Raw genomic sequence first — 23,558 nt, 5'->3', positions numbered from 1 at the left:
TCGGAACATTGGGCGGCCTCATGATCGCCGGTGTCGCGGCGATCTACGCGAAGCAGGCCGCGCTGGAAGAGGCGGAGTCCCACACGGACGGGCATTTCTGAGCCCGGCCCCCGACGCCACCAATGCCCCGCCCGCCGGCGGGGCTATTTTTTTGCCCGCCGTCTGCCGGTGCCGCGTTTGGATCGCGGCGCTAGCCGCGTTAAGGCAGCCTGCCGCGGTTCGCTGGTCGCGACCGCGGTCCGGACCCGCTTCGCGGGTTCGGCGTGCTCGGTCAGGATGTGAGTCGGCATGACGGGTTTGATGGCGGGCAAGCGCGGCCTGATCATGGGCGTCGCGAACGATCACTCGATCGCCTGGGGAATCGCAAAGGCGCTGCACGCCCAGGGCGCGCGACTGGCCTTCACGTATCAGGGCGAGGCCCTGGGCCGCCGGGTAACGCCCCTCGCCGCCAAGCTCGATTCGGACATTGTCCTGCCTTGCGACGTTGAGGATCTGGCCTCGGTCGACGCGACCTTCGAGGCCCTGGACGCCCGGTTCGATGGCGGCCTCGACTTCGTGGTCCACGCCATCGGCTTCTCCGACAAGGCGCAGCTCAAGGGCCGCTACGTCGACGTGACGACGCGCGAGAACTTCGTGCGCACGATGACGATCTCGTGCTTCTCGTTCACCGAGATCGCGCAGCGCGCGGCCAAGCGGATGAACCAGGGCGGCTCGCTGCTGACCCTGACCTACGGCGGCGCGACCCGGGTCATGCCGAACTACAACGTCATGGGCGTCGCCAAGGCGGCGCTCGAGGCCTCGGTGCGCTACCTGGCGAGCGACCTGGGCCCGGACGGGATCCGGGTCAACGCGCTCTCCGCCGGACCGATGCGGACGCTGGCGGGCGCCGGGATCGCCGACGCGCGGCTGATGTTCAACCACCAGCGGGCGCACGCGCCGCTGCGGCGCACGGTCAGCCTGGAGGATGTCGGCGGTTCGGCCCTCTACCTGCTGTCGCCGCTCTCGGGCGGCGTCACCGGCGAGGTCCACTTCGTGGATGCCGGCTACAACATCATCTCGATGCCGCGCCCGGACGTGCTGCAGGCGCAGGACGAGGCCGGCGTCGTCGGGGACGCCTGAGGCGCCTCACTCCTCCGGGATACGCCCCGGGGGCAGGGGACCCGCTGGCGAACCGCGCTCGCCGCGGACCGACCGCCGCTCCCGGGCGGCGCGCGCCTCCTCCGCCGTCGGCGGCGCCGAGGGGTAGTTCGACGCGAAGGGGTTCGGCGGCGCCCCGCGCCCGGAGCCGCCGAACAGCTTGTCGAGGAAGCCCTCCTCGGCGCTCGCGGGTCGGGCGACCAGGAGAAGGGCGAGGGCGAGGATCGGGCGAAGCTGCATCGTCGTCGTCTGCGTGCCGGGACCGCGCCGGGTTAGGGCCACATTCCGGCGGATCGGAGGCCGAGGCCCCGTCGCCTGGAACCCCGGCGCGTCCGGCGGGTTCGCGGTCAACGATGAGGGCGCGTACAGGAGGCGTGATGTCCGAGGTTACCTATCGCATCGTCGAGCACGACGGCGGCTTCGCCTACAAGGTCGGCGACGTGTTCTCCGAGACGTTCTCGAGCCGCGAGGAAGCGCTGCAGGCGGCGCAGGCCGCGGCGGCGGAGCAGCAGGTCCCCGGGTCGACCGAGGGGATCCGCTACCAGGATCAGGCCGGCGGCTGGCACGACGAGACGGCGCAGGGCAGCGACCGGCCCCGCGCCCGGGTCGTGGACTAGCCGCGGCGGACGGGACGGACATGCGCGATCGTCCGCAGCGGCGGGAAATTTCGTGGCGCGTGCGCGGCGCGTAACCCCGGCTTCGGCGCCGGCCGGCCGCAGGGCGCCCGCACTGCCGAAGGGCGCGCGGCGGACGACCCCGTCGCCGGAGACGCTCGCGGCGCTCGGCCCGGACCGGCTGATCGCGCTGATCCTCGGCGAGACCGGGCGCAACCCGGCCTTCAAGAAGCTGGTGAGCGCCGCGCTCGCCTCGCTCCAGGGCCCCGAGGCCGTCGCGGCGATCGTCGACCGGCGGCTGACGGCCCTCGAGGGCGCCCAGGGCTACATCGACTGGCAGAAGCGCCGGACCTTCGCGGCCGACCTCAACACGACCGTGACGGTGATCCTCAACGAGCTGCGGCCCCTCGATCCGGGGGCCGCGCTCGACCGGCTCCGCCGCTTCCTCGACGGCGCCGACGCGGTACTGAACCGCGTCGACGACAGCACCGGCGCCGTGCAGGGCGTGTTCGACCGCGCCGCCGCGGCCTTCGTGGAGATCGCCGGCGCCCTGCCGCCTGAGGACGCCGCCGGGGTGGCCGCGCGCTTGGTCGAGCCGTTCGCCGCGGATCCGTTCGGCCCCCTCGGAACCGTCCTCGGCGACATGATCCCGGCGCTGCCCGAGCGATCCCTCGCCGAGATCGACGACCGGCTCGCCGCCGCCGAGGCGGCCCTGCCGCAGGGTGGGGATCCCCGCCGCGAAGCGACTCATCATCGGCAGGCGGCCCGGATCCAGATCCTGCGCCTGCGCCAGGCCGTCGCCGACCGGCGCGGCGACACCGACACCTTCATCGCCCTGGAGCGGGCGACCTTGCCGGGGCGGGAGAACCGCGTCGCGATCGCCCGGCGGCTCCTCGACGCGGGGCGCGCCGCCGAGGCGCTGGACTGGATCCGGCGCATGCAGGACCCGGGGCTGCGAATCGCCACCCGGGCCGACTTGATCGCCGGCTTCGACCTGCGCGGACCGGAACGGGAGCGGCAGGCCCTGGAGATCGAGATCCTCGACGCGCTCGGCCGGGGCGACGAGGCGCAGGCCCTGCGCTGGGGGCGGTTCGAGCGCGAGCTCGACGCGCCGATGCTGCGGACCTTCCTCGCCAAGCTCCCGGACTTCGACGACGAGGAGGCGCTCCAGCGCGCCCTCGACCACGCCGAGGCCTTCCCGCAGCCGCACCGGGCGCTCGCCTTCCTGGCGGCATGGCCGGACCTGCGCCGTGCGGCCGCGCTGGTCGTCGCGCGGGCCGGGACCTGGCAGGGCGACCAGTACGCGGTGTTGGCGCCGGTCGCCGAGGCGCTGGCGCAGGGTCACGCCCGGGCCGCGACGATCCTGTATCGCCGGCTCCTCGACTCGATCCTCGAGACCGGCCGCAGCGCCGCCTACCCGCACGGCGCGCGCTACCTCGCGGAGCTCGACGCCCTGGCGGGACGCCTCGCGTCCGGCGACGTCGATCCCGATCCGCAGGCCTACCGCGCGGCTCTGCGGCAGGCGCACGGCCGCAAGCACGGGTTCTGGAGCCTCGTCCGGGACTGACCCGTGTGGCCGGCTCAGTTCTCCAGCACGATGGCGTCGACCCGGTCCGGGTAGAACGCGACGTGGTCGCGGATCGCCGCGACGGCCGGGTACGGGTCGACGTAGCTCCAGACCGCGTCGGGGCGCCGGGTCCCGTCGACGACGAGGTCGAAATAGTGGGCGTCGCCCTTGTAGGGGCAGTGGCTCGTGCGCGCCGAGGCGACGAAGTGGTCTGTCCGGATGTCGGTCCGCGGCACGTAGAAGACAGGCTGGTACTGGGCCTCCTGCAGTCGCAGGGCGTTCCGGGTGTCGGCGACCGCGACGCCCGCCACGACGATGCGGACACGGCGGGGCTCGGGTTCGACGGTGATCGGGTGGTCCGGTCCGGGCAGCTTCACGGCGAATTCCCTCCCTCAGGCTTCAGTTCGACGGTCCCGAGCGCGTCGGCGAGGCGCGACTTCGCGGTCCCGGGGCGCAGGGGCTTCTGCTGGGTCTCGTGCGGCACCCAGCCCGAGAGCCACAGCACCTCGAAGGTCGCCCGCACGCGGCCGTCCGGGTCCGCGAACCGTTCGGCGTAGATCTCGGCCGTGCGCAGCAGCGTCGCCCGCCGCAGGGGCGTCCGCCGCCGCTCGGTGAGCACGTTGGTCATGCCCATGGCCCGCAGATCGCGCATCAGGCCGAACGGGTCGGCATAGCGGACGGTCAGCGTGTCGGTATCGGCCACCGGCAGCGCGAAGCCCGCCCGCTGCAACAGGCCGCCGGCCTCGCGCACCGCCGCGAACGGCGCCACGCGGGGGCTGACGCCGCCCTCGACCTCGCTCTCGGCCTGGGCGAAGCTCTGGCGCAGCTCGGTCAGCGTGGCGCCGCCGAGCAGGCAGCCGACGAACAGCCCGTCCGGACGGAGGGCGCGGCGCAGCTGGATCAGCGTGCCCGGCAGGTCGTTCACGGCGTGGAGGGCCAGCAGCGACACGGCGAGGTCCAGGCTCCCGGTCGCCAGCGGCAGCGCCTCGGGATCGCCGACGATCAGGTCGCCGCCCGGCTCCGGCAGGGCCGCGAGGCGGAGGTGCCGCGCCGCCGGATAGCGGGCGGCGAGCAGCCGGGTCGCCACGGGACGCGGCGTGGCGAGGTCGAGCACCGAGCCGAAGCTGCGCAGGACTGCGCCGAGCCGGTCATCGAGATCCTCGGCGAGGCGGTCGAGGAGGAAGCCCGGGTAGCCGAGGCGCCCGGCCCGGGCGAGGCGGCGGCGGGCGAGGGGCGTGTCGAACAGGGCGGTGGGAGCATCCATCGGGGGGCAGATGGCATCTGCGGTGACGTCGCGCCACCGTCCCCGCGCACGGTCTCGTGAGCTGCGCTAGGATGCGGGAACGACTCGGGAGCGTCGCTGTTCCTGCTGCAACCGGCCCAACGGCCGAGATTCCTCAGGGAGCACAGATCATGAAGCGCATGCTCGTCGGGGCCGCCGTGGCCCTCACCACCCTGGCCGCCGCGGGCGGCGCCGAGGCGAAGGGCTGCATCAAGGGCGCCATCGTCGGCGGCATCGCGGGTCACTACGCCGGCCACCACGGCCTGGTCGGTGCCGCGGCCGGCTGCGCCATCGGCCGCCACCGCGCCAACGCTCGCGACCGCCAGGTCGAGCAGCAGCAGATGGCGCCGCAGGCGCGCCCCGTCTCGGCCCAGTAAGCCGGGCCTGCGGGAGCGCGTCGCGCGCATGACGGCCCTCCAGGCCGTCGCCACGGCCCTGCGCGGTCTGCCGCGCGGGGTCGTCTCCCTGATCTACCCGCCCACCTGCGCGGGCTGCGGCGGTGCCACCGCCGACCCGGGCGCCCTCTGTCCGTCCTGCTGGTCGAGCCTGCGCCTGATCGAGGAACCGGTTTGCCAGCGCTACGGCACGCCCTTCGCGGTCGACCTCGGAGTCGGCCCGCTGGTGTCGCCCCGGGCCATCGCGGAACCGCCGGTCTTCGGCCGCGCCCGGGCAGTCGCCCTCTACGATTCCGTGGGGCGGCGGCTCGTCCATCGCCTGAAGTACGAGGACCGGCTCGATCTCGCCGGTGTCATGGCCCGGATGATGGCCGCGAGCGGCCGGACCCTGATCGCCGAGGCCGAGTGCCTCGTGCCGGTACCGCTCCATCGCGGCCGCCTGTGGCGGCGGCGCTTCAACCAGTCCGCCCTGCTGGCGCGGGCGATCGCGGATTCGGCGGGGCGGCCGTGCGTCGCCACGGCCCTGGTGCGGGTGCGCGCCACGCGATCCCAGGTCGGCCTCAGCCGCGCGGCGCGGGCCGAAAATCTGAGCGGCGCCTTCCGGGTCGCCTCCGCCGAGCAGCACCGCGTCCGCGGGCGCCGGGTCCTCCTCGTGGACGACGTCATGACCACCGGCGCCACCGGCAACGCCGCCGCCCGCGCGCTCCTGCGCGGCGGGGCGACGTCCGTGGATCTCCTAACCTTCGCCCTCGTCGGCGACACCGCCGGCTGAGCCTGCCTTCAGCGCCCGGCCTGCACCCGCTCCGGGAAGCCCGCCGCCAGGGTGAAATCGAACGCCTCCGCGATCCCTTCGTACCAGAGCGAGAACGGCGTCGGGCGCGCGAGGTGCAGGGCGCCCTCGATCTCGCGCCCCTCGTGCTGGAGGGCCGCCCCGTGCCTAGCCGCGAGCCGCAGCATGGGCCCGTTGCCCGACAGGCAGCGGACGTGGAGATCCTCGACGCCGCGATGCCGCGCCGCCCGGGCGATCCGGGCGAACAGGGCTGCACCGATCCCCTTGCGGCGGAAGGTCTGCTCGACCGCGAAGGCAGCCTCCGCGTGCGGCCCCAGGACGTAGCGGGACGCGCCCGGAGCCATCGGCCGCAGCTCGGCGAGACCGCGCAGCACGCCGCCCACGAAGGCGCCGTACATCACGCCCTCCGCGGTCAGGGCCTGGGCGGCGTAGGCTCGGACTCCGGCCTCGCTGACATTGCCCATGAAGCGGCTCGCCCGGGTCTCCGGATCCAGCCGCAGGAAGTAGTCGAGGACCGCCGCGCGGTCCGCCGGCCAGAGGCGCCGGATGGTGTGGGTCGGCCCATCGAGGGCTTGTACCGCCATGATGAAGCTCCGGTTCGTGCGCGCTGCCGCGCGGGGTAATCCGGACGCTCCTCCCAGAAGACCGCCGGGATGTCGCATCCCCTTATTCATTGTGCAATGCAGCAGAGTGCGGGGCCGGCCGGCCGCGGGCCTGCCATGCGCGGGACCGATGGGACGCTTCGGTGGGACGCTTCCTCGCGGCTGTTCGGCCGCGGGCTTGATTCAGGCCGAGCTTGCGCGGCACTGGAACAGGCCCCGGGTCGTTGACCGCCGACACGGGTGCAGGGGGTGCCGAACCGGTACCGCGATCAGCAGCGAGGAACCGGCGGCGTGAACGACAGATCCGGCAAGCCCATCGCCCCGTCGCCGGCGGCGCTCGCCGGTGCGGTCTCGCCCGGCCCGGTCCACGAGCGCTACGAGGCGCTGGTTGCCACCGGCGCCATCGAGCGCGATCCCGCCCAGGCGAACCTCGTGCGCGCCCTCGACCGGCTGGTCCTCGACCTTCAGCGCCGCAAGCGGGCCAGCAAGACGAGCGCCCTGGGGTGGCTGTTCCGCCGCAAGGACGAGGCCGAGGCGATCAAGGGCCTGTACATCTGGGGCTCGGTCGGGCGCGGGAAGACCATGCTGATGGACCTCTTCCACGAGGCGGCGCCGGAGCCGAAGCGGCGCGTCCATTTCCACGGCTTCCTGGCCGACGCGCACGAGCGGATCCACGCCTACCGGCAGGCGCTGAAGGCCGGCACCGTCAAGGGCGACGACCCGATCGGACCGGTGGCCGACCAGCTCGCCGACGAGGCGACCCTGCTGTGCTTCGACGAGTTCACGGTGACCGACATCGCCGACGCGATGATCCTGGGGCGCCTGTTCAACCACCTGTTCCGGCGGGGCGTCACCGTCGTCGCGACCTCGAACGTCGAGCCCGACCGACTCTACGAGGGCGGCCTCAACCGGGCGCTGTTCCTGCCCTTCGTGGCGACCCTGCAGGAACGCGTGAACGTCGTCCGGCTCGACTCCCGGACGGATTTCCGGCTCGAGAAACTCGGCGGCGCGGCGGTCTACCATGTCCCCGCCGACGGGGCGGCGCGCGCGGCCCTCGACGCCGCCTTCAAGGCCCTGACCGGCAAGACCCGCGGCCTCCCGGCGACGGTCACGGTCCACGGCCGGGCCGTGGCGGTTCCCGAGCAGGCGACCGGCGTGGCCCGGTTCGGCTTCGACGATCTCTGCCGCCAGCCCCTCGGCGCCTCCGACTACATGGCGCTCGCCCGCGCCTACCACACCGTGATCCTGGACGGGATCCCGGTGATGGGGGAGGCGGAGCGGAACGAGGCGAAGCGCTTCATCACGCTGGTCGACACGCTCTACGACCGGCACGTGAAGCTCGTGGCCTCCGCAGCCGCCGAAGCGCAGGACCTCTACACCGCCCGGAACGGCCGCGAGGCCTTCGAGTTCGACCGGACCGTCTCGCGCCTCATCGAGATGCGGTCGCGGGAATATCTCGGCCAGCCGCACGGCCGGCCCGATTCCGAGGCGTCGGGCGCCACCACCGGGCTGGTGGAGACGTGAGCGCCCCGTCGCGCGCCGGATCGATCTTCGGCCTGCGCCGGCGCAACTGGCGCGGCGCCGGCCCGCTGGGTTGGCTCCTCGGCTCCCCCGTGGCCTTCATCCTGCTGATCGTCGCCTTGGGCAGCGGCACGGCCAACTACGTGACCGGCGAGACCGACCGGGCCGCGACCGCCCGGGCGAACGCGACGATCGCCGGGATCGAGCGCCTGATCTCCGAGGTCAAGGACCTGGAGACCGGGGAGCGCGGCTTCGTGCTGGTCGGCAGCGAGGATTACCTCCGTCCCTACACGACCGCCCTCAGCAAGATCGACACGGAGCTGACCGGCCTCGGCGCCGCCGCGCAGGAGTCGGTCCGGGCCGGCGGCCCGTCGCTCGCCGGGCTGATCGCGCAGAAGCGCGACTTCGCCGCCCGGGTGGTGGAGGCGCGGCGGAACCGAGGCTTCGACGCCGCCATCGACCTCGTCCGCACCGGCGAGGGCAAGCAGCTGATGGACGCGATCCGCGCCGAGTCGGCGGCCCGCCAGGCCGCGACCCTGCAGCAGCTCGCGACCATCCAGGCGCGCGAAGCGTGGCGCGGCCTTCTGCTGTTCCTCCTCTCCGCGGCGGCGGCCCTCGGGGCGATCGTACTCCTGGCGCGCCTCGCCCTGGTGCGAAGGCAGGAATCGCTGCGGATGTCGCGCCTCCTCGACGGGGTGCTGGCCAACGCGCCGGTGGGGCTCGGCTTCCTCGACCGGGACCTGAAGATCCGCCACATGAACCGGGCGCTCGCCACCATGAGCGAGCGCGGCTTCGGCGCGGATCTCGGCGCGCCGATCTGGGCCATGCTCCCGACGCTGCGGGAGGAGCTGGCCCCGAAACTGGCCGCGGCCCTGGCGGAAGGCCTGGTCTCGCCGAACGTGCCGGTGGCGGTGCCGACACCCTCGGCGCCGGGCGGCGTGCGGCACTTCTCGATGAGCTTCTACCCGCTCCGGGGCGAGGAGAGGGCGGCGGCCGACCAGAGCGTCGAGGGCGTCGGCCTCGTGGTGGTCGACGAGACCATCCGCCACCTCGCGGAGGCCCGGCTGCGCCGGAGCGAGGAGCGCTTCCGCTCGCTGATCGAGGCGAGCGCCGCCATCGTCTGGACCGCCAACCCGGAAGGAAGCCTCCATCGCCGCCAGACGGCCTGGACCCGCTTCACCGGCCAGGACGAGGCTGCCTACGCGGGGCTCGGCTTCCTCGACGCAGTCCACCCGGAGGACCGTGCGCATACCCGTGCCGCGTGGACCCGCGCTGTCACCAGCCTGGAACCCTACGCCACCGAGCACCGGATCCGCGCCGCCTCCGGGACCTACCGGCACATGAGCGTCCGCGCCGTCCCGATCCTCGAACCTGACGGCACCCTGCGGGAGTGGGTCGGGACCCACACGGACATCACCGAGCGCAAGGAGGCCGAGGCCGCGATCGAGGCGGCGCGCGCGGCGGCCGAGGCCGCCAACGCGGCCAAGAGCCAGTTCCTGGCCAATATGAGCCACGAGCTGCGCACCCCGCTCTCAGCGGTGATCGGCTATTCCGAGATGGTGCAGGAGGAGCTGGAGGATATCGGCGAGGCCGATCTCGTCACCGACATGAAGAAGATCGAGACCAACGCCCGCCACCTCCTCGGCCTGATCAACGACGTGCTCGACATCTCGAAGATCGAGGCCGACCGGGTCGAGATCTACGCGGAGGATTTCGAGGTCGCCGCCGTGGTGCAGGAGGTCGCGGTCACGGTCGAGGGGCTCGTCGCCAAGAAGGGCAACACCCTGGCGCTGGAGTTGGAACCGGGCCTGGGCAGCGCGCACACCGACGTCACCAAGCTTCGGCAGTGCCTGATCAACCTCCTCAGCAACGCCGCGAAGTTCACCGAGGACGGCCGGATCACTCTGGCGGTCGCCCGGGCGGACGGTGCGCTGCGCTTCTGCGTGACCGACACCGGCATCGGCATGACGCGGGAGCAGGTCGGCAAGCTGTTCGAGCGGTTCACCCAGGCCGACGCCTCCACGACGCGCCGGTTCGGCGGCACCGGGCTCGGCCTCGCGATCACCCGGGCCTTCGCCGAGATGCTGGGCGGCTCGATCACCGTGGACAGCCGCGAGGGGCAGGGCACCACCTTCACGCTGACGCTGCCGGACCGTTTCGAGGCCGCGGCGGCCGAGGACGCGGACCCGGCCGCATCGGGAGACGGCGACCGCGGGACGATCCTGGTGGTCGACGACGACTCCGCGACCCGCGATCTGCTGGCGCGCTTCCTGGAGCGCGAGGGCTTCTCGGTGACGGTCGCCGAGGACGGGCGGCGCGGGCTCGAACTCGCTCGCAGCCTGCACCCGCGGGCCGTGCTCCTCGACGTCACCATGCCGCAGATGGACGGATGGGCGGTCCTGCGGGCCATCCGGGCCGATCCCGAGATCGGCGCGACGCCGATCGTGATGGTAACGGTCCTAGACGAGCAGAACCTCGCCTTCTCCCTCGGCGCCACCGATTACCTGCAGAAGCCGATCGACTGGGGAAGCCTGCGCCAGATCGTCGACCGCTTCCGCCTCGCCTCGGGCGACGGTGCGATCCTCGTGGTCGAGGACGAGGCCGACGTGCGCGAGCACGTCTGCGCCTATCTCGGGCGCGAGGGATTCTCGGTCCGCGAGGCCGAGAACGGCCTGCGTGCCCTGGCAGCCCTGGAGACGGAGCGTCCGTCACTCATCCTGCTCGACCTGATGATGCCCGAGATGGACGGCTTCGCGTTCCTCCGGGCGCTGCGGGCCCGGCCTGACAGCCGCGACGTGCCGGTGGTGGTGCTCACCGCCAAGGACATCACGGCCGAGGACCGGCGCCGTCTGGCCGGCCAGGCCGACCGGGTGCTCGCCAAGGGCTCGAACGGGCTCAAGGAGCTGGCCCGCGAGCTGCGTGCCCTGGTCCCCGCGACGGAGGACGCGCCCGCCCAGGGACCCAAGCCCGGCTGAGCGCCCGCGGACTACGCGCGATGCCGGTCCCGGATCGGGGTCGGTGCCGCGTCAGAGCCCCCGGAATGCCAGCATCAACGCGCCGACGGCGATGCCCCACAGGGCCAGCGTCGACCAGATCGCCCGCTGGCGCTCCGCGCGGGCGAAGCCCTCCAGGCGGCGCGCATCGCCCGTGCCGGCCTCGTCGAGGCGGACCAGCACGCGCTTCAACCGCATGGCGAGGTCCGGGATATCGCCGACCACGTCGGAAACCACCCGCAGAGCTTCCAGGCCGCTCTGCGCCCGACCGACCGGACCCATGTTCCGGGCGATCCAGGCGCGCACGACCGGTTCGGCCGTGGTCCACATGTCGAGACGTGGGTCGAGGGAGCGGGCGACGCCCTCCACCACCACCATGGTCTTCTGGAGCATCACCAGCTCGGTGCGGGTGCTCATGTCGAACAGCGCCGTGACGTCGAACAGCAGGGTCAGGACCTTGGCCATCGAGATCTCGTCGGCCCGGCGCTGGTGAATCGGCTCGCCGATCGCGCGGATCGCCTGCGCGAAATCCTCCACGGAGTGGTGCGCCGGCACGTAGCCCGCCTCGAAATGGACCTTCGCCACCCGGCGGTAATCGCGCAGGATGAAGCCCAGCAGGATCTCGGCGAGGAACCGGCGCTCGTTCGGGCCGAGGCGGCCCATGATGCCGAAATCGACCGCGACCAGCCGGCCCTCGGCGTCGACCAGCAGGTTCCCCTGGTGCATGTCGGCGTGGAAGAAGCCGTCGCGGATCGCGTGCCGCAGGAAGCTCTGGATGACGGTCCGCCCGATGGTCTGCGGATCGTGCCCCCGGGCGGCGAGCTCCGCGGCGCTGTGCAGGCGAGTCCCCTCGATCCACTCGGCCGACAGCACCTCGCGGGCGGTCAGCTCCCATTCCGGCCTCGGCACGCGGAAGTCGGGATCGTCCTTGGTGTTCTCGGCGAGTTCGGAGGCGGCCGCCGCCTCGAGGCGGAAATCCATCTCCATCAGCACCGAGCGGGCGAGGATCTCCACCACCTCGCGCGGGCGCAGCCGCTCGGCCTGCGGCGACAGGGTGTGCACCACGCGGGCCATGAAGCGCATGACCTCGAGGTCGCGCATGAAGCGCTCGCGGACGCCGGGCCGCATTACCTTCACGGCGAGGGCGCGCTGCGTGCCGTCGGGATCCTGCACGATCGCCTTGTGGACCTGCGCGATCGAGGCAGCGGCGATCGGCTCGCTGAACGAGACGAACAGGGCGCTCACCGGCTTGCCGAGGGCGGCCTCGACCGTGCGGATCGCGACCGCCTGCGGGAAGGGCGGCACCCGGTCCTGCAGCTTCTCCAGGTCGAAGGCCGCGCGCATGCCGACGATGTCGGGCCGCGTCGCCAGGAACTGGCCGAACTTCACGTAGGACGGGCCGAGGCGCGTCATCGCCGCCGAGAGCCGGGCCGCCCCGTCGTCGAGGCCGGGCCGCTCGAGGGAGCGCCCGATCCGCAGGGCGAGGCGCAGGTGCGGGGGCAGCTCAGAGGGGTCGACGAGGGCGAGGGCGCCCTCGCGGGCCAGCACGAAGCCGACCCGCGCGCCGCGAAACAGGTTGACGGCGGCGCTGATCACCGGTGCTGGCTCCCGTCGCGCGCGGCGGCGGTCAAGAGACCTTCCAGCCCGAATGGATCGCCACGATCCCGCCCGTCAGCGCCCGGTCGGTGACGTGCCGGAAGCCCGCGCGCTCGATCATGCCCGCGAAGGCGCCGCGGGTCGGGAACTTCCGGATCGACTCCACGAGGTAGCGGTAGGACTCGGCGTCCCCGGCCACCCGGGCGCCGATGCGCGGGATCACGTTGAACGAGTAGGCGTCGTAGATGCGGTCGAGCAGCGGGATGTCGACGGCCGAGAATTCCAGGCAGAGGAAGCGCCCACCGGGCTTCAGCACCCGCCGCGCCTCGGTCAGCGCCGTCTCGATCCGCGGCACGTTCCGGATGCCGAAGGCGATCGTGTAGGCATCGAAGGACGCGTCCGGCAGCGGCAGGGCCTCGGCGTTGCCGGTTACGAAGGCGATCCGGTCGCCGGCCTCGTCGACCTTGCGCTCCCGCGCCCGCTCGGCGCCGACCCGCAGCATCGACTCGTTGATGTCGAGGACGGTGACGCGGGTGCGCGGGCCGCCCGCGGCCAGCACCCGGAACGCCACATCGCCGGTGCCGCCGGCCACGTCGAGATGCGCGAAGGCCCGGTTCTGCGGCGGCCGCAGCATCGAGACGAGCTGCGCCTTCCAAGCCCGGTGCAGGCCCGCCGACATCAGGTCGTTCATGATGTCGTAGCGGCGGGCGACCGAGTGGAAGACGCTGTCGACGCGCCCCTGCTTCTCGTCGAGCGCCACGCGCTCGAAGCCGAAATCCGCGCTCGCGCGCTCAGACGCCCCGTCTCCGGCCTTCATGACGCTCCCAATCCTCGATGGGCGCGTCATAGCGAAGGTCGCGCCCGACCGCCATGCGTCGAAACACGCGGCTGGGGACCGACCCCGGTGCTGCGACGCGCCGAAGACGTGTCTCAGCCGACCCGGGTGCGGAGCGCGTCCGCCACCGCGCTGGCCATGGCGCGCGTGCCCATCGGGTTCGTGCCCTCGCCGGCGATGTCGGCGGTGCGCGCGCCGCCCGCGAGGGCGTCGGTGATGGCGCCGTCGATGGCGTCGGCCGCGTCGCCGAGGCCGAAGGAGTAGCGCAGGCACATGGCGAGCGAGCCGATCATGGCGATCGGGTTGGCCTTGTCCTGGCCGGCGATGTCGGGCGCCGAGCCGTGGACCGGCTCGTAGAGCGCGCGGCGCAGGCCGCTCGCGTCGACCGCGCCGAGGGAGGCCGACGGCAGCATGCCCAGCGAGCCGGTGAGCATGGCTGCGATGTCGGAGAGCACGTCGCCGAACAGGTTGTCGGTCACCAGCACGTCGAACTGCTTGGGCCGGCGCACCAGCTGCATGGCGCAGTTGTCGGCGAGGATGTGCTCGAGCTGCAGGTCGGCGTAGTGCTCGGCGTGCACCTTCGTGACGACCTCCTTCCAGAGGACGCCCGACTTCATCACGTTGTGCTTCTCGGCCGAGGCGACCCGGCCCGAGCGCTTGCCCGCGAGGTCGAAGGCCACGTGGGCGATCCGCTCGATCTCCGCCGTCGTGTAGACCTGGGTGTCGACCGCCCGCTTGGAACCGTCCTCCAGCGTGGTGATCTCCTTCGGCTCGCCGAAATAGACGCCGCCGGTGAGTTCCCGGACGATCATGATGTCGAGCCCCTCGACCAGCTCGCGCTTCAGTGCCGAGGCCTCGGCCAGCGCCGGGTAGCAGATCGCCGGGCGCAGGTTGGCGAAGAGGTCGAGCTCCTTGCGCAGGCGCAGCAGGCCGGCCTCGGGGCGGTTCTCATAGGCGACGCCGGCCCATTTGGGACCGCCGACCGCGCCGAGCAGGATCGCGTCCGCGTCCCTGGCGCGCTGCAGGGTCGCGTCCGCGAGCGGGACGCCGTGCGCGTCGAGGGCGCTGCCGCCGACGAGGTCGGTCTCGGTCTCGAAGGTCGCGAGACCGGTCTCCTTGAGGGTGTCGAGCACCACCTGCATGCCGCCGGCGACCTCCGGGCCGATCCCGTCGCCGGGGAGGAGCAGGAGCTTGTAGCTGGCCATGACGGTCTCGTGGGTTCAGTCTCGACGTGCCGGCGGGCTTTATCGAGGCTGCACCGTCATTGGCAAGCTTCGGCGCAGCGCCCGCACGCACGCCGGGGCGGATCCTGCACCGCGGTCAGAGGATCACGACCCGGCCCGTGCCGATGTCGTAGAAGCCGCCCACGACCTTTACCCGCTCGGCAGCGACGGCCTCCGCGATGATGGGGCCGGCCTGCTCCAGGCGCCGGACGCTGTGCCGGACATTCTGGGCGATGGCCTCGGCGAGGGGATCCTCCGCACGCGCCTTCGCCGCCAGATCGACCGCCGGGCGAATCGCGTCGATCAGCACGGGGAGATGACCGGGAAGGGTCGCGTTGGTCTTCATGACGTCGATCGTCGCCTTCACGGCCCCGCAATCGGAGTGGCCGAGGACGAGGATCAGCGGCGCGCCCAGGACCGACACGCCGTATTCGAGGCTGGTGAGGCCATCGGTGGTGACGAAGTTGCCGGCGACGCGGACGACGAAGAGATCGCCCGGTCCCTGGTCGAAGATGAAGTCTGGGGCGACCCGGGCATCGGCGCAGCCGACGATGCAGGCGATCGGATACTGTGCCGCGGCCCGCGCAGCGCGACCCGCCGAGAAGTCCCGGTTCGTCGACGTGTTGGCGACGTAGCGGCCGTTGCCGTCGCGCAGCCGCGTCAGCGCCGTCTCGGGCGCGATGGCGTTCGATCGCGCCCCGTCGGGGGCTGCCTCGACCCGCCGGGGCCGGGCGGAAGCCCCCATCGCGGTACCGGCCGCCGCGGCGGCCAGCAGGCCGCGCCGGGAGAGAGAGGGTCGATGCAGATCGCACACGGTGGGCGGTCCCCTTCGCATCTGACGCCGGCCAGGCCCGGCGGACCGCTCGCTCCGGCAGCGCTGAGACAAGCACTGCGAGTCGTATCCTCGCGCGTTCTTCACCACCGAGTCCAAACTTTGCAGGAAATCCTGGACCGGTGGCTGGGCGCGGGGCATCCCTTCGGTCCGGATCCGGCTAGATCGGAGCGCGGATGTTGGACGATCATTTCCGGGCGCGGATCGCTCTGCTTCGAGCCGAGCGCGATTTCCGCCTGGCGGTCGCCGGTTACTGCCAGGGCATGATCGAACCGGCGCAGATTGTCTGGCCGAGCCACAAGCTGCTCAATCAGATCGGGCGCTACGTGGTCTCGTTCATGCTGATCCACAACGACTACGCGTGGCGCCACCATGGCGGACCGCCCCCCACCCTGACGGTCCTCCAGACGATGGTGGGATCGAGCCCGAGGCAGACGGCCGGCTTCGTATCGGCCCTGAAGGCCGGGCGATTCGTTACGGCGGTGGCGGATCGGGGCGACGGTCGGATGAAATGCCTGCAGGCGGCGCCGGCCCTGGTGACCGAGATCGCGCGAAGCGGGCGCCTGTTCGTCGCCGCCATCGATGCGGTGACCCGTCGCGACCCGGGCCGCGCCGGGATGCTCGTCGGACCCGACCGGCTCGGGGAGCTGGTCCGCCTGTCGGCCGCCCACGTGCTGCGGCACGGCACGCTCATCGCGCCGTTCCCGCGGGTGCTCCATTTCGCCGGACGGGATTGCGGCTACCCGCTGTTGACCGCCCTGGTCGGGGCCCACTACGCCGCCGCGGTGCCCGGCGCGCCGGCGGCGATGTCGCTCAGCCTGCGCGGCCTCGCCGATCGGCTGGACGTGTCGCGCGCCCATGTCGGCAATCTGCTCGGCGAGGCGGAAGCGGCGGGATGGATCCGGATCACCGGTGGCCGCCTGACCGCGTTCGATCCGACGCTGCTCGCTGAATTCGAAGCCTGGGCCGCCGGGCAGATGCTGCTCTACGACGATCTCGCGGCGGCGATCCTCGCGGACCTGCCGGCCGCGACCGTCCCAGCCGGCGCCTCCTGACGCGCGTCTCGCTTGTGTTCCGACCGCTCCGGGGATACCTACGGGCAGCACCGCGCCGTGAGAACGTCCCGCGCGGGTCGCCGACAGGAGAGACGAGCCTTGGCCAGAGCCGGCTCAGCGACCGAGACCGCCCGCGCCGCCGCTACGGCGCTTCGGTCCCGTGCGCGCCGCTCCGGGCTCCTTCTTCCGCTTCTGCTTACCCGCCCCTGAGGGCCGTCCGGGCGCGCGCCTGGGCCTTCAGGGGAGTTCTTTCATTCGCGAATCCGCCCGCGAGGGCACCACGCCGCGCCGCGCCATCACGTGCCGGGCGGCCCGCGACAGGGTAATGCCATGACCACGACCAGCACCGCCTCCGCCCGCGACCGGATCCTGATCTTCGACACGACGCTCCGCGACGGCGAGCAGTGCCCCGGCGCCACCATGACCTTCGACGAGAAGCTCGCGGTCGCCGAATTGCTCGACACGATGGGCGTCGACATCATCGAGGCCGGGTTCCCCATCGCGTCGAACGGCGATTTCGAGGCGGTCTCTGAGATCGCCCGGAGGACCAAGCGCGCGACCATCGCGGGCCTCGCCCGCGCGATCCCCGCCGACATCGCCCGGGCCGGCGAGGCCGTGCGCCACGCCAAGCGCGCGCGGATCCACACCTTCGTGTCGACCTCGCCGATCCATCTCGCGCACCAGATGCGTAAGAGCCAGGACGAGGTCGTCGAGATCATCCTCAAGACCGTGGCCCAGGCCCGCGACCTCGTCGAGGACGTGGAGTGGTCGGCCATGGACGCGACCCGCACGCCGCTCGACTACCTGTGCCGCTGCGTCGAGGCGGCGATCAAGGCCGGCGCCACGACCATCAACCTCCCCGATACGGTCGGCTACGCCACGCCGTCGGAGTACCGCGACATGTTCGCGAACGTCCGCGAGCGCGTGCCGAACGCCGACAAGGCTGTGTTCTCGGTCCATTGCCACAACGACCTGGGCCTCGCGATCGCCAACTCCCTGGCGGGCATCGAGGGCGGCGCGAGGCAGGTCGAGTGCACGATCAACGGCATCGGCGAGCGGGCCGGCAACGCCGCGCTCGAGGAGATCGTGATGGCGCTGCGCACCCGGGCGGACGTGCTGCCCTACGAGACCGGCGTCGAGTCGACCATGCTGACCCGCGCCTCGAAGCTCGTGAGCCACGCAACGAACTTCCCGGTGCAGTTCAACAAGGCGATCGTCGGCCGCAACGCCTTCGCACACGAGAGCGGCATTCACCAGGACGGCATGCTGAAGAACGCCGAGACCTACGAGATCATGACCCCGGCCTCCGTGGGGCTGACCAAGACCTCCCTGGTGATGGGCAAGCACTCCGGCCGGGCGGCGTTCCGCTCCAAGCTGGAGGACCTCGGCCTGCACCTGTCGGACAACCAGTTCCAGGACGCGTTCGACCGGTTCAAGGCCTTGGCCGACCGGAAGAAGCACGTCTACGACGAGGATATCGAGGCGCTGGTCGACGAGAATCTCGCCACGGCTCACGACCGCATCCGGCTGGTCTCGCTGTCGGTCATCGCCGGCACCCGCGGACCGCAGCGCGCCACGCTGCGCATCGCCGACGAGACCGGCACGCGGATCGAGGAGGCGGACGGCAACGGGCCGGTCGACGCGGTATTCAACGCGATCTCGGCGCTGGTCCCGCATCAGGCGCAGCTGGAACTCTATCAGGTCCATGCCGTGACCGGCGGGACGGACGCGCAAGCGGAGGTCTCGGTGCGCCTGCGGGACGGCGAGCGCACCGTCACCGCGCGCGGCGCCGATCCGGACACGCTCGTGGCGTCGGCGAAGGCGTATCTGTCGGCGCTGAACAAGCTGTCGGCCCATTCCGTGCGCGTGCATGCACAGCATGCGGCGGCGGAATGAGAAAAAGCTGCGGCCGGGGGTGGACAGGCCCCGGCCGCGTTGGTATCAGCCCGCCACCCCGGACGGACTTGGTGGCCACCGGGCGGTCGCAGAAGCGATCGGGCGCATAGCTCAGTTGGTAGAGCAGCTGACTCTTAATCAGCGGGTCCTAGGTTCGAACCCTAGTGCGCCCACCAAGACTTAGCCCCTCCTGCGAACCGGATCTTGAGGCCGGTAAGCGCGCGGTGAGAAGGCGAACCGTCCAACAGTCTTCATCACAGCGTTGAACCGCACTCCGTTCGATGAACGTCGACTGGCGAGCCCAGTCCGCGGACGCCGCGCTTCATCGCCGAGGGTTACGATTCGGTTCGCCAAGCCGTTGCAGCGCTCCGAGATCACGGCTTGGCGGTCGGCTTCGAAAATGGGCGCGTCGATGGAGGGGACCGGCTCACGATCGTGACCGTCGCATGACGGCACCTCGCCCGCCTTCCCCTGGGTCAGCGCAAGCGGCCGAAAAAGCCCCGCGCGGCGGTGCAGGCGGGGCTGAGGGTCGGCTCCAGATGTCCCGATCGACGCTACGCTGCCAACAGCGCAATCCAAGACCCTGTCGCATCCATCCGCTTGGCGCACATCAAGAGGCCATCGGCCGAGCGACGCACTTCGACACTGTGATGCACGTGCGGAGCGAGGCGTACATACACACCGAGGTCGAAGCCGCATCGCCCGTCGCCGAAGCCGGCCGCGGCCAGGTCCGACCTGAACTCGGCCGCCACCGCGAACGCCACGACGACACCGTCCACCAACACGTCCAGGCACAGCGTGGTGTCGGGATGCGCCTCGTCGCGCGCCCAGCCCCCGACGTGCAGCAGGCCATCGCCCGTCACGACGCATCGGTCCAGCCACGCTCGCACAGGGCCCGGCTCTGCAGCACCGTCGAACGAGACAGCGCGGAGGGCTAAGCGCCCGCGCAGCGCGGCCAAGTCGGGGCCGAGTTCGGCGCGCGGAGCGTAGGGCATGCGCCCGGTGCCGACGTCGAGGGCCTGCACGCCATCGAAGCCTCCGCGCACGCCGGGCGCCGCCAGGAAGCTCTCCGCCGGAGCATTCTCCGCGAGCAGCAGGTCGTGCGTGTCCAACTCGACGTGCCAGTAGGTGAGATCCGTCACCGCCTCGCCACGCGTGATGCTCGAGCCGTTGACCAGATGTCCCGCGGCCGCGAACAGCCCGTCCAGCCACAGGCAGTGATCTGGAGAAACAAGCAGGTCGCGGGCGGGCACGCCCTCGCCCAGCGCGTCGGCCCGGATGCGGACGGGGCGCTCGGCCGGGGGAACCATCGATCCTCGGTACGCGCGGGTGCCGATCCAACGGATCGGGCGCGGCGTACCGGCAGCCGTGATGGCGAGATCGCCCTCCGCGAGCTGCTCCACCGGCACGTCCGAGATGACCCGATCGCGCAGGACACGGATCCGCGTTCCGGTCACGTAGCAGGGTGCAGGGTTGGCCGGCTGAGATGGGTTCGTGGGATTCGTGTGGTTCGGGGCCGTAGCGGCGCGCACGATCGTGCCGCCCTGGCCGTCCGACACCGCCGCGAAGCTGGTCGTGCGGGGGGCTGACAGCACGAAATTCTCGCTCACCTGCCCGCCACCGGAGCGGGTTCCGGTGATGGTGATCGAGCTGTTCGCACTGTTGTAGCTGACGCTGGAGTTGGTCAGCCCGGCGAGCGCGATCTCGTTGCCCGAACCGAAATTGGAGATGGTGTTGGCGAAGGTGCCGCCGTTGGTCGGCTGAGCGGCCACGCTGAGTCCGAGGCGCGCTGTCACCGTGCCCAACATCGTGCCGAAGGTGATCGTCCCCGTGCCGGCCGAGGTCGGGCCGCCGAGCTGAAGGGTGCTCGACACCGCGCCGCCGTTCGAACCGATCGTGGTGCCGCCGGAGTAGGTGCTGGCCCCCGTCAACGTCTGCGTGCCACCGTTGACCGCCACGCCGCCGGTACCGGAGATCGCGCCGCTGTAGCTGGTCGAACCATTGGTGATGGTCAGGGCCTGCGCGCCGAGCGTCGTCCCACCGGTGCCCGAGAGCGTGGTGATCGAGGCACCGGCCGTCGTCCCCGAGATGTCGAACGTGCCGGCGTTGGCTACGGGTCCGAGATTGTTGGGAGCGTTGCCGAGGACGCGCAATGTCGTGGTGCCGCCGGCGATCCCGAGGCCACCGTTCAGCGTTCCCGTGCTGGGGGTCAAGCTGTTGGTGCCGCCCGTGACGTTGATAGCGACGGCCCGGACGGTTGTGCTGCCGCCGGCGAAGCCACCCGAGATCGTGCCGGTGTTGGTGATGGCGATGTTCGCGCCGGACAGGCCGGCTCCCCCCTGGCCCGCGATGCCCGCCGTCCCGCCGTTCGCGGCCCCGCCCAGGCCACCGTTTCCGCCCGAGATCTGGCCGGTGTTGGTGCCCGTGCTCCCGTAGAGGAAAAGTCCGATGCCGCCGTCACCGCCGGCACCGCCGGAAGCGCCGGGACCGCCGGCGGCACCGCCGGCACCACCGTTCCCGCCGGTGATCTGAGCGCTCGCGATGAAGGATCCGGGGCCGGGCTCCACGAAGCCGTAACCACCGCTGCCGCCGCCACCACCTCCGCCCGTCCCGTTGCCGACACCGCCCGTTCCACCGGTGCCGCCGGTCCGGGAAAAGGTGAAGCCTACACCATTCCCCGTGTTGGAGAGGTACTGGCCGTGGCTGCCGCCGCCGCCGCCGCCGCCGCCATCGCCGGGATTCGGGCCGGCGAGGCCTGCTCCGCCAGCCCCCCCGAAAAAGCTGGAGCCTGTGTTGGTCGAGTAGGCGCCGCCCGTCCCCGACGTGTTGGTGACAGTTCCGCCAGCTGCCGCGCCCCCGTTGCCGCCGGCGCCTCCGACCGAGCCCGCGGCACCGCCCGCACCTCCGCCGCTCCCCTGGGCAGAGGCGCTGCCGTTTCCGCCGGCCGCGCCGGTGCCGTTCGCCACCTCGTCCGCGCCGGGCTGACCGCCGGTACCGTTGACCGGATCTGCGCCGCTCCCGCCCTGACCGCCCGACATCGCCGCATTCCCGACCATCCGCATCGACCCGTCATCCGCGATCTTGCGCGGGCGGGTGCTTGCCGTCAGCGTGACGCCTGTAGGTCCTCGGAGTCGAGGATGCAGCGTAGACAAATCGGGGATCGCCGGGCTCGAGACAGCACTTTTTGATCAGATGTGCTCTCTCCGCGACAGGCACGTCAGACCGGTCTGGCACGGAAACTGATTTGATGAACTTCCATGCTCCTCTGCTGGGGAGAATAGTTATCAACAAGTCCACAGGGCGGATCATACGCCACTCGTGCGCCCCAGCGCAGGGGTCGATCCGGATCAGGTCCGTCCGTAGCGCAATAGATTGCAGAGTGGACGCAGCGAAGAGCCGCGCGACGAGTGCCGGCGGCGCTGAGGTCGGCTCAGGGTCGGAAGCATGCTCTGCGCGCGGGCGGTGGCGCGGGACAGCGGCTCGTCGAGCGGCAGACAATTCTCGGTCCGCTGGCCCGGCAGTCGCCAGGTGCCGCTCGCGAGTTCGAGCTCGGCCCCCGTCATGCCCGCCACCTCCTCGCGGCGCTGACCGGTCCGCAATCACGAGCGGACGATGCGGCCGAAGTCGTCATCCCGGCAGGCCTTCAACGTCGCCTTGATCTCGTCGGGCGGGAGCACCCGGCGGCGCTTCTCCTCTTGGGCCGTCTCAATCCTGCCGATGACCGATTTAAACTCGGCCACGCCGTTCCCGATCTGCCACGCATAGAAGGCCCAGAGCGTGGCCCGCGCGCTGTTCGCCGCGTCAGGCCCGCTCTCCTTCGAGATCTGCCCGAGGCGCTCGGCCACTCTCGCCCGGGTCACGGAGGGAAGCGCCTCCTTGTGCAGCAGCTTCCCGGTGGCTGCTCAGTCTTCGATCCGAACGTCAAGGTGGCCCGCGCCATGGCGAGTTGTTCCTCGGCGTGCGGACCCTACCCGAGCTTGGCCAGCGCCAACCGCTCGCTCGCCGCTCGCCGGGCATTCGTCGGCGAGAGCAGCACGCCCCGGCCGAGGGTGTCCTGATTGGTCTGACCGATGGCGCTGCGGTACTGGACGATCCGCCGCCGCGAGCAGCCCGCGCCGGTGCGCAGGCCGAAGCCAGGGAGGCGTCGAACACGACGAGGCGATCTTTTCTGACCGCGAGTTCGCGGCGGCAGCCGTCTGATCGGCGAGGCGCCTTCCGGCAAGCAGGCGGAGCGATTTCAGCGGTGCCCAGCGTTGGACAATCGGAGGATCCATCGAATTACGGGAGCGCGCTCAAGCTGTCGGCGACGCCAGCAAGCGGAACATGCGCGTCTCGGCGCCCGGAACATCGTCCTCTTACGGAGCGGGTCCGAGGTTCGAACCCCAGCGCGCACACAGAGCCTTCAAGAGCCATGGCCGAACCGCTCGGCAGCGCACTCCGCGGACCTTTCACCCATTCGGCGCGTCCTACGACGGTGCGGCGCATTTTCCGACCTCGACGTGGGGGCGCCGTCCCGGTTAGCTGGTGTGACTTGGATCGGAGGGACAGGAGGGAGCTGTGACAGGAATTCGGCTGCGCGTGTCCGCCACGAGGTGTCGTGCCCGCGCCGGTCGCGCCGGCGTGACGCCGCGCATGTCCGGCGGAGAGCGGGATCGCGACGGGACATGACGTCCACCGCCCTCGCCGTGATGATGGCCGGCGTCCTGGGAGCCCTCTGCACGATCGTATTCGCGGTCGACTGGGTACCGGGTTCAGTCGTCGGATTGCCGAACCTGCCGAGCCGGCGCGTGATCGGCCTGTGGGTCTACAACGGCGTTCTCTGTCTCGCCCTGGCCGCTTGGTTGGTGTGCACGTATTTCTGCACCGTCGACGGCTACGACGACATTCCCGCGGTGCGCGACAGCTACTGCAGGCCGCACGCGACCGTGGGCGCGTGACCGTCGCTTCTCCGGGCTCGGCGGGGTGCCGTGGCCCGCACGGGTCCGCCCTGAGGGTCGGGCTCGCGGCGGCGCGGTACGGGTCAGGGCATGACCGTCCGTCCACCGCACGGCACGCAGACGGCGCCGGATCGGCCGGTGGTGTCCGGCGCGGATCTAGAGCGTTTTCGGTTTGCGCTGAATCGGCCAGTTGGGGTTCACGTCGGGCTGTTGGGCTGATTCATTGCGCGCTCCAGATGAGGAGCAGACCATGGGCCGACCCTACAGCCAGGATCTGCGTGAG

General features: G+C 71.6%; 20 protein-coding genes and 1 tRNA gene. 11 read left to right on the top strand and 10 right to left on the bottom strand.

The genetic code is table 11. The features are described from left to right. Nucleotides 1-288 precede the first annotated feature (288 nt). Nucleotides 289-1,119, top strand: a complete 831-nt coding sequence (gene fabI / locus ACLBYE_RS17000) for an enoyl-ACP reductase FabI (RefSeq protein WP_447695077.1) — start codon at nt 289-291, stop codon at nt 1,117-1,119. 6 nt (nt 1,120-1,125) lie between these two features. Here fabI and ACLBYE_RS16995 read toward each other — a convergent pair whose 3' ends face one another. Continuing rightward, complete coding sequence (locus ACLBYE_RS16995; protein WP_042672450.1) at nt 1,126-1,377, bottom strand: hypothetical protein; 252 nt, start codon at nt 1,375-1,377, stop codon at nt 1,126-1,128. A 137-nt stretch (nt 1,378-1,514) separates the two neighbouring features. Here ACLBYE_RS16995 and ACLBYE_RS16990 point away from each other — a divergent pair, with 137 nt between their 5' ends. After that, nucleotides 1,515-1,754 (top strand): hypothetical protein, encoded by a 240-nt coding sequence (locus ACLBYE_RS16990; RefSeq protein ID WP_447695076.1) that lies wholly within the window; start codon nt 1,515-1,517, stop codon nt 1,752-1,754. 52 nt (nt 1,755-1,806) lie between these two features. Then, nucleotides 1,807-3,318 carry a DUF6880 family protein gene (locus ACLBYE_RS16985; protein ID WP_447695075.1) on the top strand — a complete coding sequence of 504 codons (1,512 nt, stop codon included), beginning with the start codon at nt 1,807-1,809 and terminating at the stop codon, nt 3,316-3,318. A 14-nt stretch (nt 3,319-3,332) separates the two neighbouring features. On the opposite strand, the gene ACLBYE_RS16980 is transcribed toward ACLBYE_RS16985, so the two are convergent. Both ACLBYE_RS16980 and ACLBYE_RS16975 read right to left on the bottom strand, forming a co-directional pair. Then, nucleotides 3,333-3,695, bottom strand: coding sequence for a DUF427 domain-containing protein (locus ACLBYE_RS16980; protein ID WP_447695074.1), 363 nt, complete (start codon nt 3,693-3,695; stop codon nt 3,333-3,335). Continuing rightward, complete coding sequence (locus ACLBYE_RS16975; protein ID WP_447695073.1) at nt 3,692-4,582, bottom strand: methyltransferase domain-containing protein; 891 nt, start codon at nt 4,580-4,582, stop codon at nt 3,692-3,694. The genes ACLBYE_RS16980 and ACLBYE_RS16975 overlap by 4 nt, the downstream gene beginning before the upstream one ends. A gap of 149 nt (nt 4,583-4,731) precedes the next feature. On the opposite strand from ACLBYE_RS16975, the gene ACLBYE_RS16970 reads away from it, so the two are divergent. Together ACLBYE_RS16970 and ACLBYE_RS16965 are read left to right on the top strand one after the other, a co-directional pair. Beyond that, complete coding sequence (locus tag ACLBYE_RS16970) at nt 4,732-4,977, top strand: hypothetical protein (RefSeq protein ID WP_012319629.1); 246 nt, start codon at nt 4,732-4,734, stop codon at nt 4,975-4,977. 28 nt (nt 4,978-5,005) lie between these two features. After that, nucleotides 5,006-5,767 (top strand): ComF family protein, encoded by a 762-nt coding sequence (locus ACLBYE_RS16965; protein ID WP_447695072.1) that lies wholly within the window; start codon nt 5,006-5,008, stop codon nt 5,765-5,767. An 8-nt stretch (nt 5,768-5,775) separates the two neighbouring features. Here the strand turns inward: ACLBYE_RS16965 and ACLBYE_RS16960 are convergent, their stop codons facing one another. Continuing rightward, the gene (locus ACLBYE_RS16960; protein WP_447695071.1) at nt 5,776-6,369 is read right to left on the bottom strand and encodes an N-acetyltransferase family protein; all 594 of its coding nucleotides are present in this window, start codon (nt 6,367-6,369) and stop codon (nt 5,776-5,778) included. 309 nt (nt 6,370-6,678) lie between these two features. Between ACLBYE_RS16960 and zapE the strand changes: the two genes are divergently transcribed. Further along, a complete protein-coding gene (zapE, locus tag ACLBYE_RS16955; protein WP_447695070.1) occupies nt 6,679-7,911 on the top strand; it encodes a cell division protein ZapE in 1,233 nt (410 codons plus the stop codon). Continuing rightward, the gene (locus tag ACLBYE_RS16950; protein ID WP_447695069.1) at nt 7,908-10,883 is read left to right on the top strand and encodes a response regulator; all 2,976 of its coding nucleotides are present in this window, start codon (nt 7,908-7,910) and stop codon (nt 10,881-10,883) included. The genes zapE and ACLBYE_RS16950 overlap by 4 nt, the downstream gene beginning before the upstream one ends. Nucleotides 10,884-10,934: 51 nt before the next feature. Here ACLBYE_RS16950 and ubiB read toward each other — a convergent pair whose 3' ends face one another. The 4 genes from ubiB to ACLBYE_RS16930 all read right to left on the bottom strand — a co-directional run bounded on the left by ubiB (nt 10,935) and on the right by ACLBYE_RS16930 (nt 15,390). Beyond that, nucleotides 10,935-12,497, bottom strand: a complete 1,563-nt coding sequence (gene ubiB, locus ACLBYE_RS16945; RefSeq protein WP_447695068.1) for a 2-polyprenylphenol 6-hydroxylase — start codon at nt 12,495-12,497, stop codon at nt 10,935-10,937. 31 nt (nt 12,498-12,528) lie between these two features. After that, a complete protein-coding gene (gene ubiE, locus ACLBYE_RS16940; protein WP_447695067.1) occupies nt 12,529-13,314 on the bottom strand; it encodes a bifunctional demethylmenaquinone methyltransferase/2-methoxy-6-polyprenyl-1,4-benzoquinol methylase UbiE in 786 nt (261 codons plus the stop codon). A 113-nt stretch (nt 13,315-13,427) separates the two neighbouring features. Then, entirely contained in the window at nt 13,428-14,537 is a 1,110-nt protein-coding gene (gene leuB, locus ACLBYE_RS16935) for a 3-isopropylmalate dehydrogenase (protein WP_447695066.1), read from the bottom strand. A 115-nt stretch (nt 14,538-14,652) separates the two neighbouring features. After that, nucleotides 14,653-15,390, bottom strand: coding sequence for a carbonic anhydrase (locus ACLBYE_RS16930; RefSeq protein ID WP_447695065.1), 738 nt, complete (start codon nt 15,388-15,390; stop codon nt 14,653-14,655). A gap of 173 nt (nt 15,391-15,563) precedes the next feature. Between ACLBYE_RS16930 and ACLBYE_RS16925 the strand changes: the two genes are divergently transcribed. The 3 genes from ACLBYE_RS16925 (at nt 15,564) to ACLBYE_RS16915 (ending at nt 18,514) form a co-directional block, all read left to right on the top strand. Then, nucleotides 15,564-16,442 carry a hypothetical protein gene (locus ACLBYE_RS16925; protein ID WP_447695064.1) on the top strand — a complete coding sequence of 293 codons (879 nt, stop codon included), beginning with the start codon at nt 15,564-15,566 and terminating at the stop codon, nt 16,440-16,442. Nucleotides 16,443-16,772: 330 nt separating this feature from the next. Continuing rightward, on the top strand, nt 16,773-18,338 hold the full coding sequence (locus tag ACLBYE_RS16920; protein ID WP_447695063.1) for a 2-isopropylmalate synthase: 1,566 nt from the start codon (nt 16,773-16,775) through the stop codon (nt 18,336-18,338). Between the two features lie 100 nt (nt 18,339-18,438). After that, nucleotides 18,439-18,514 (top strand) — tRNA-Lys (locus ACLBYE_RS16915). Nucleotides 18,515-18,892: 378 nt separating this feature from the next. Here the strand turns inward: ACLBYE_RS16915 and ACLBYE_RS16910 are convergent. Further along, the gene (locus tag ACLBYE_RS16910) at nt 18,893-21,400 is read right to left on the bottom strand and encodes a Hint domain-containing protein (RefSeq protein ID WP_447695062.1); all 2,508 of its coding nucleotides are present in this window, start codon (nt 21,398-21,400) and stop codon (nt 18,893-18,895) included. Nucleotides 21,401-21,937: 537 nt separating this feature from the next. Then, the gene (locus tag ACLBYE_RS16905; protein ID WP_447695061.1) at nt 21,938-22,183 is read right to left on the bottom strand and encodes a hypothetical protein; all 246 of its coding nucleotides are present in this window, start codon (nt 22,181-22,183) and stop codon (nt 21,938-21,940) included. Between the two features lie 819 nt (nt 22,184-23,002). Here ACLBYE_RS16905 and ACLBYE_RS16900 point away from each other — a divergent pair. Continuing rightward, nucleotides 23,003-23,275 carry a hypothetical protein gene (locus tag ACLBYE_RS16900; RefSeq protein ID WP_447695060.1) on the top strand — a complete coding sequence of 91 codons (273 nt, stop codon included), beginning with the start codon at nt 23,003-23,005 and terminating at the stop codon, nt 23,273-23,275. Nucleotides 23,276-23,558: the final 283 nt, after the last annotated feature.

Source organism: Methylobacterium sp. A52T (genome assembly GCF_053346095.1).
The sequence above is the reverse complement of the archived record's forward strand: the minus strand, read 5'-3'. Positions and strand labels throughout refer to the sequence as shown.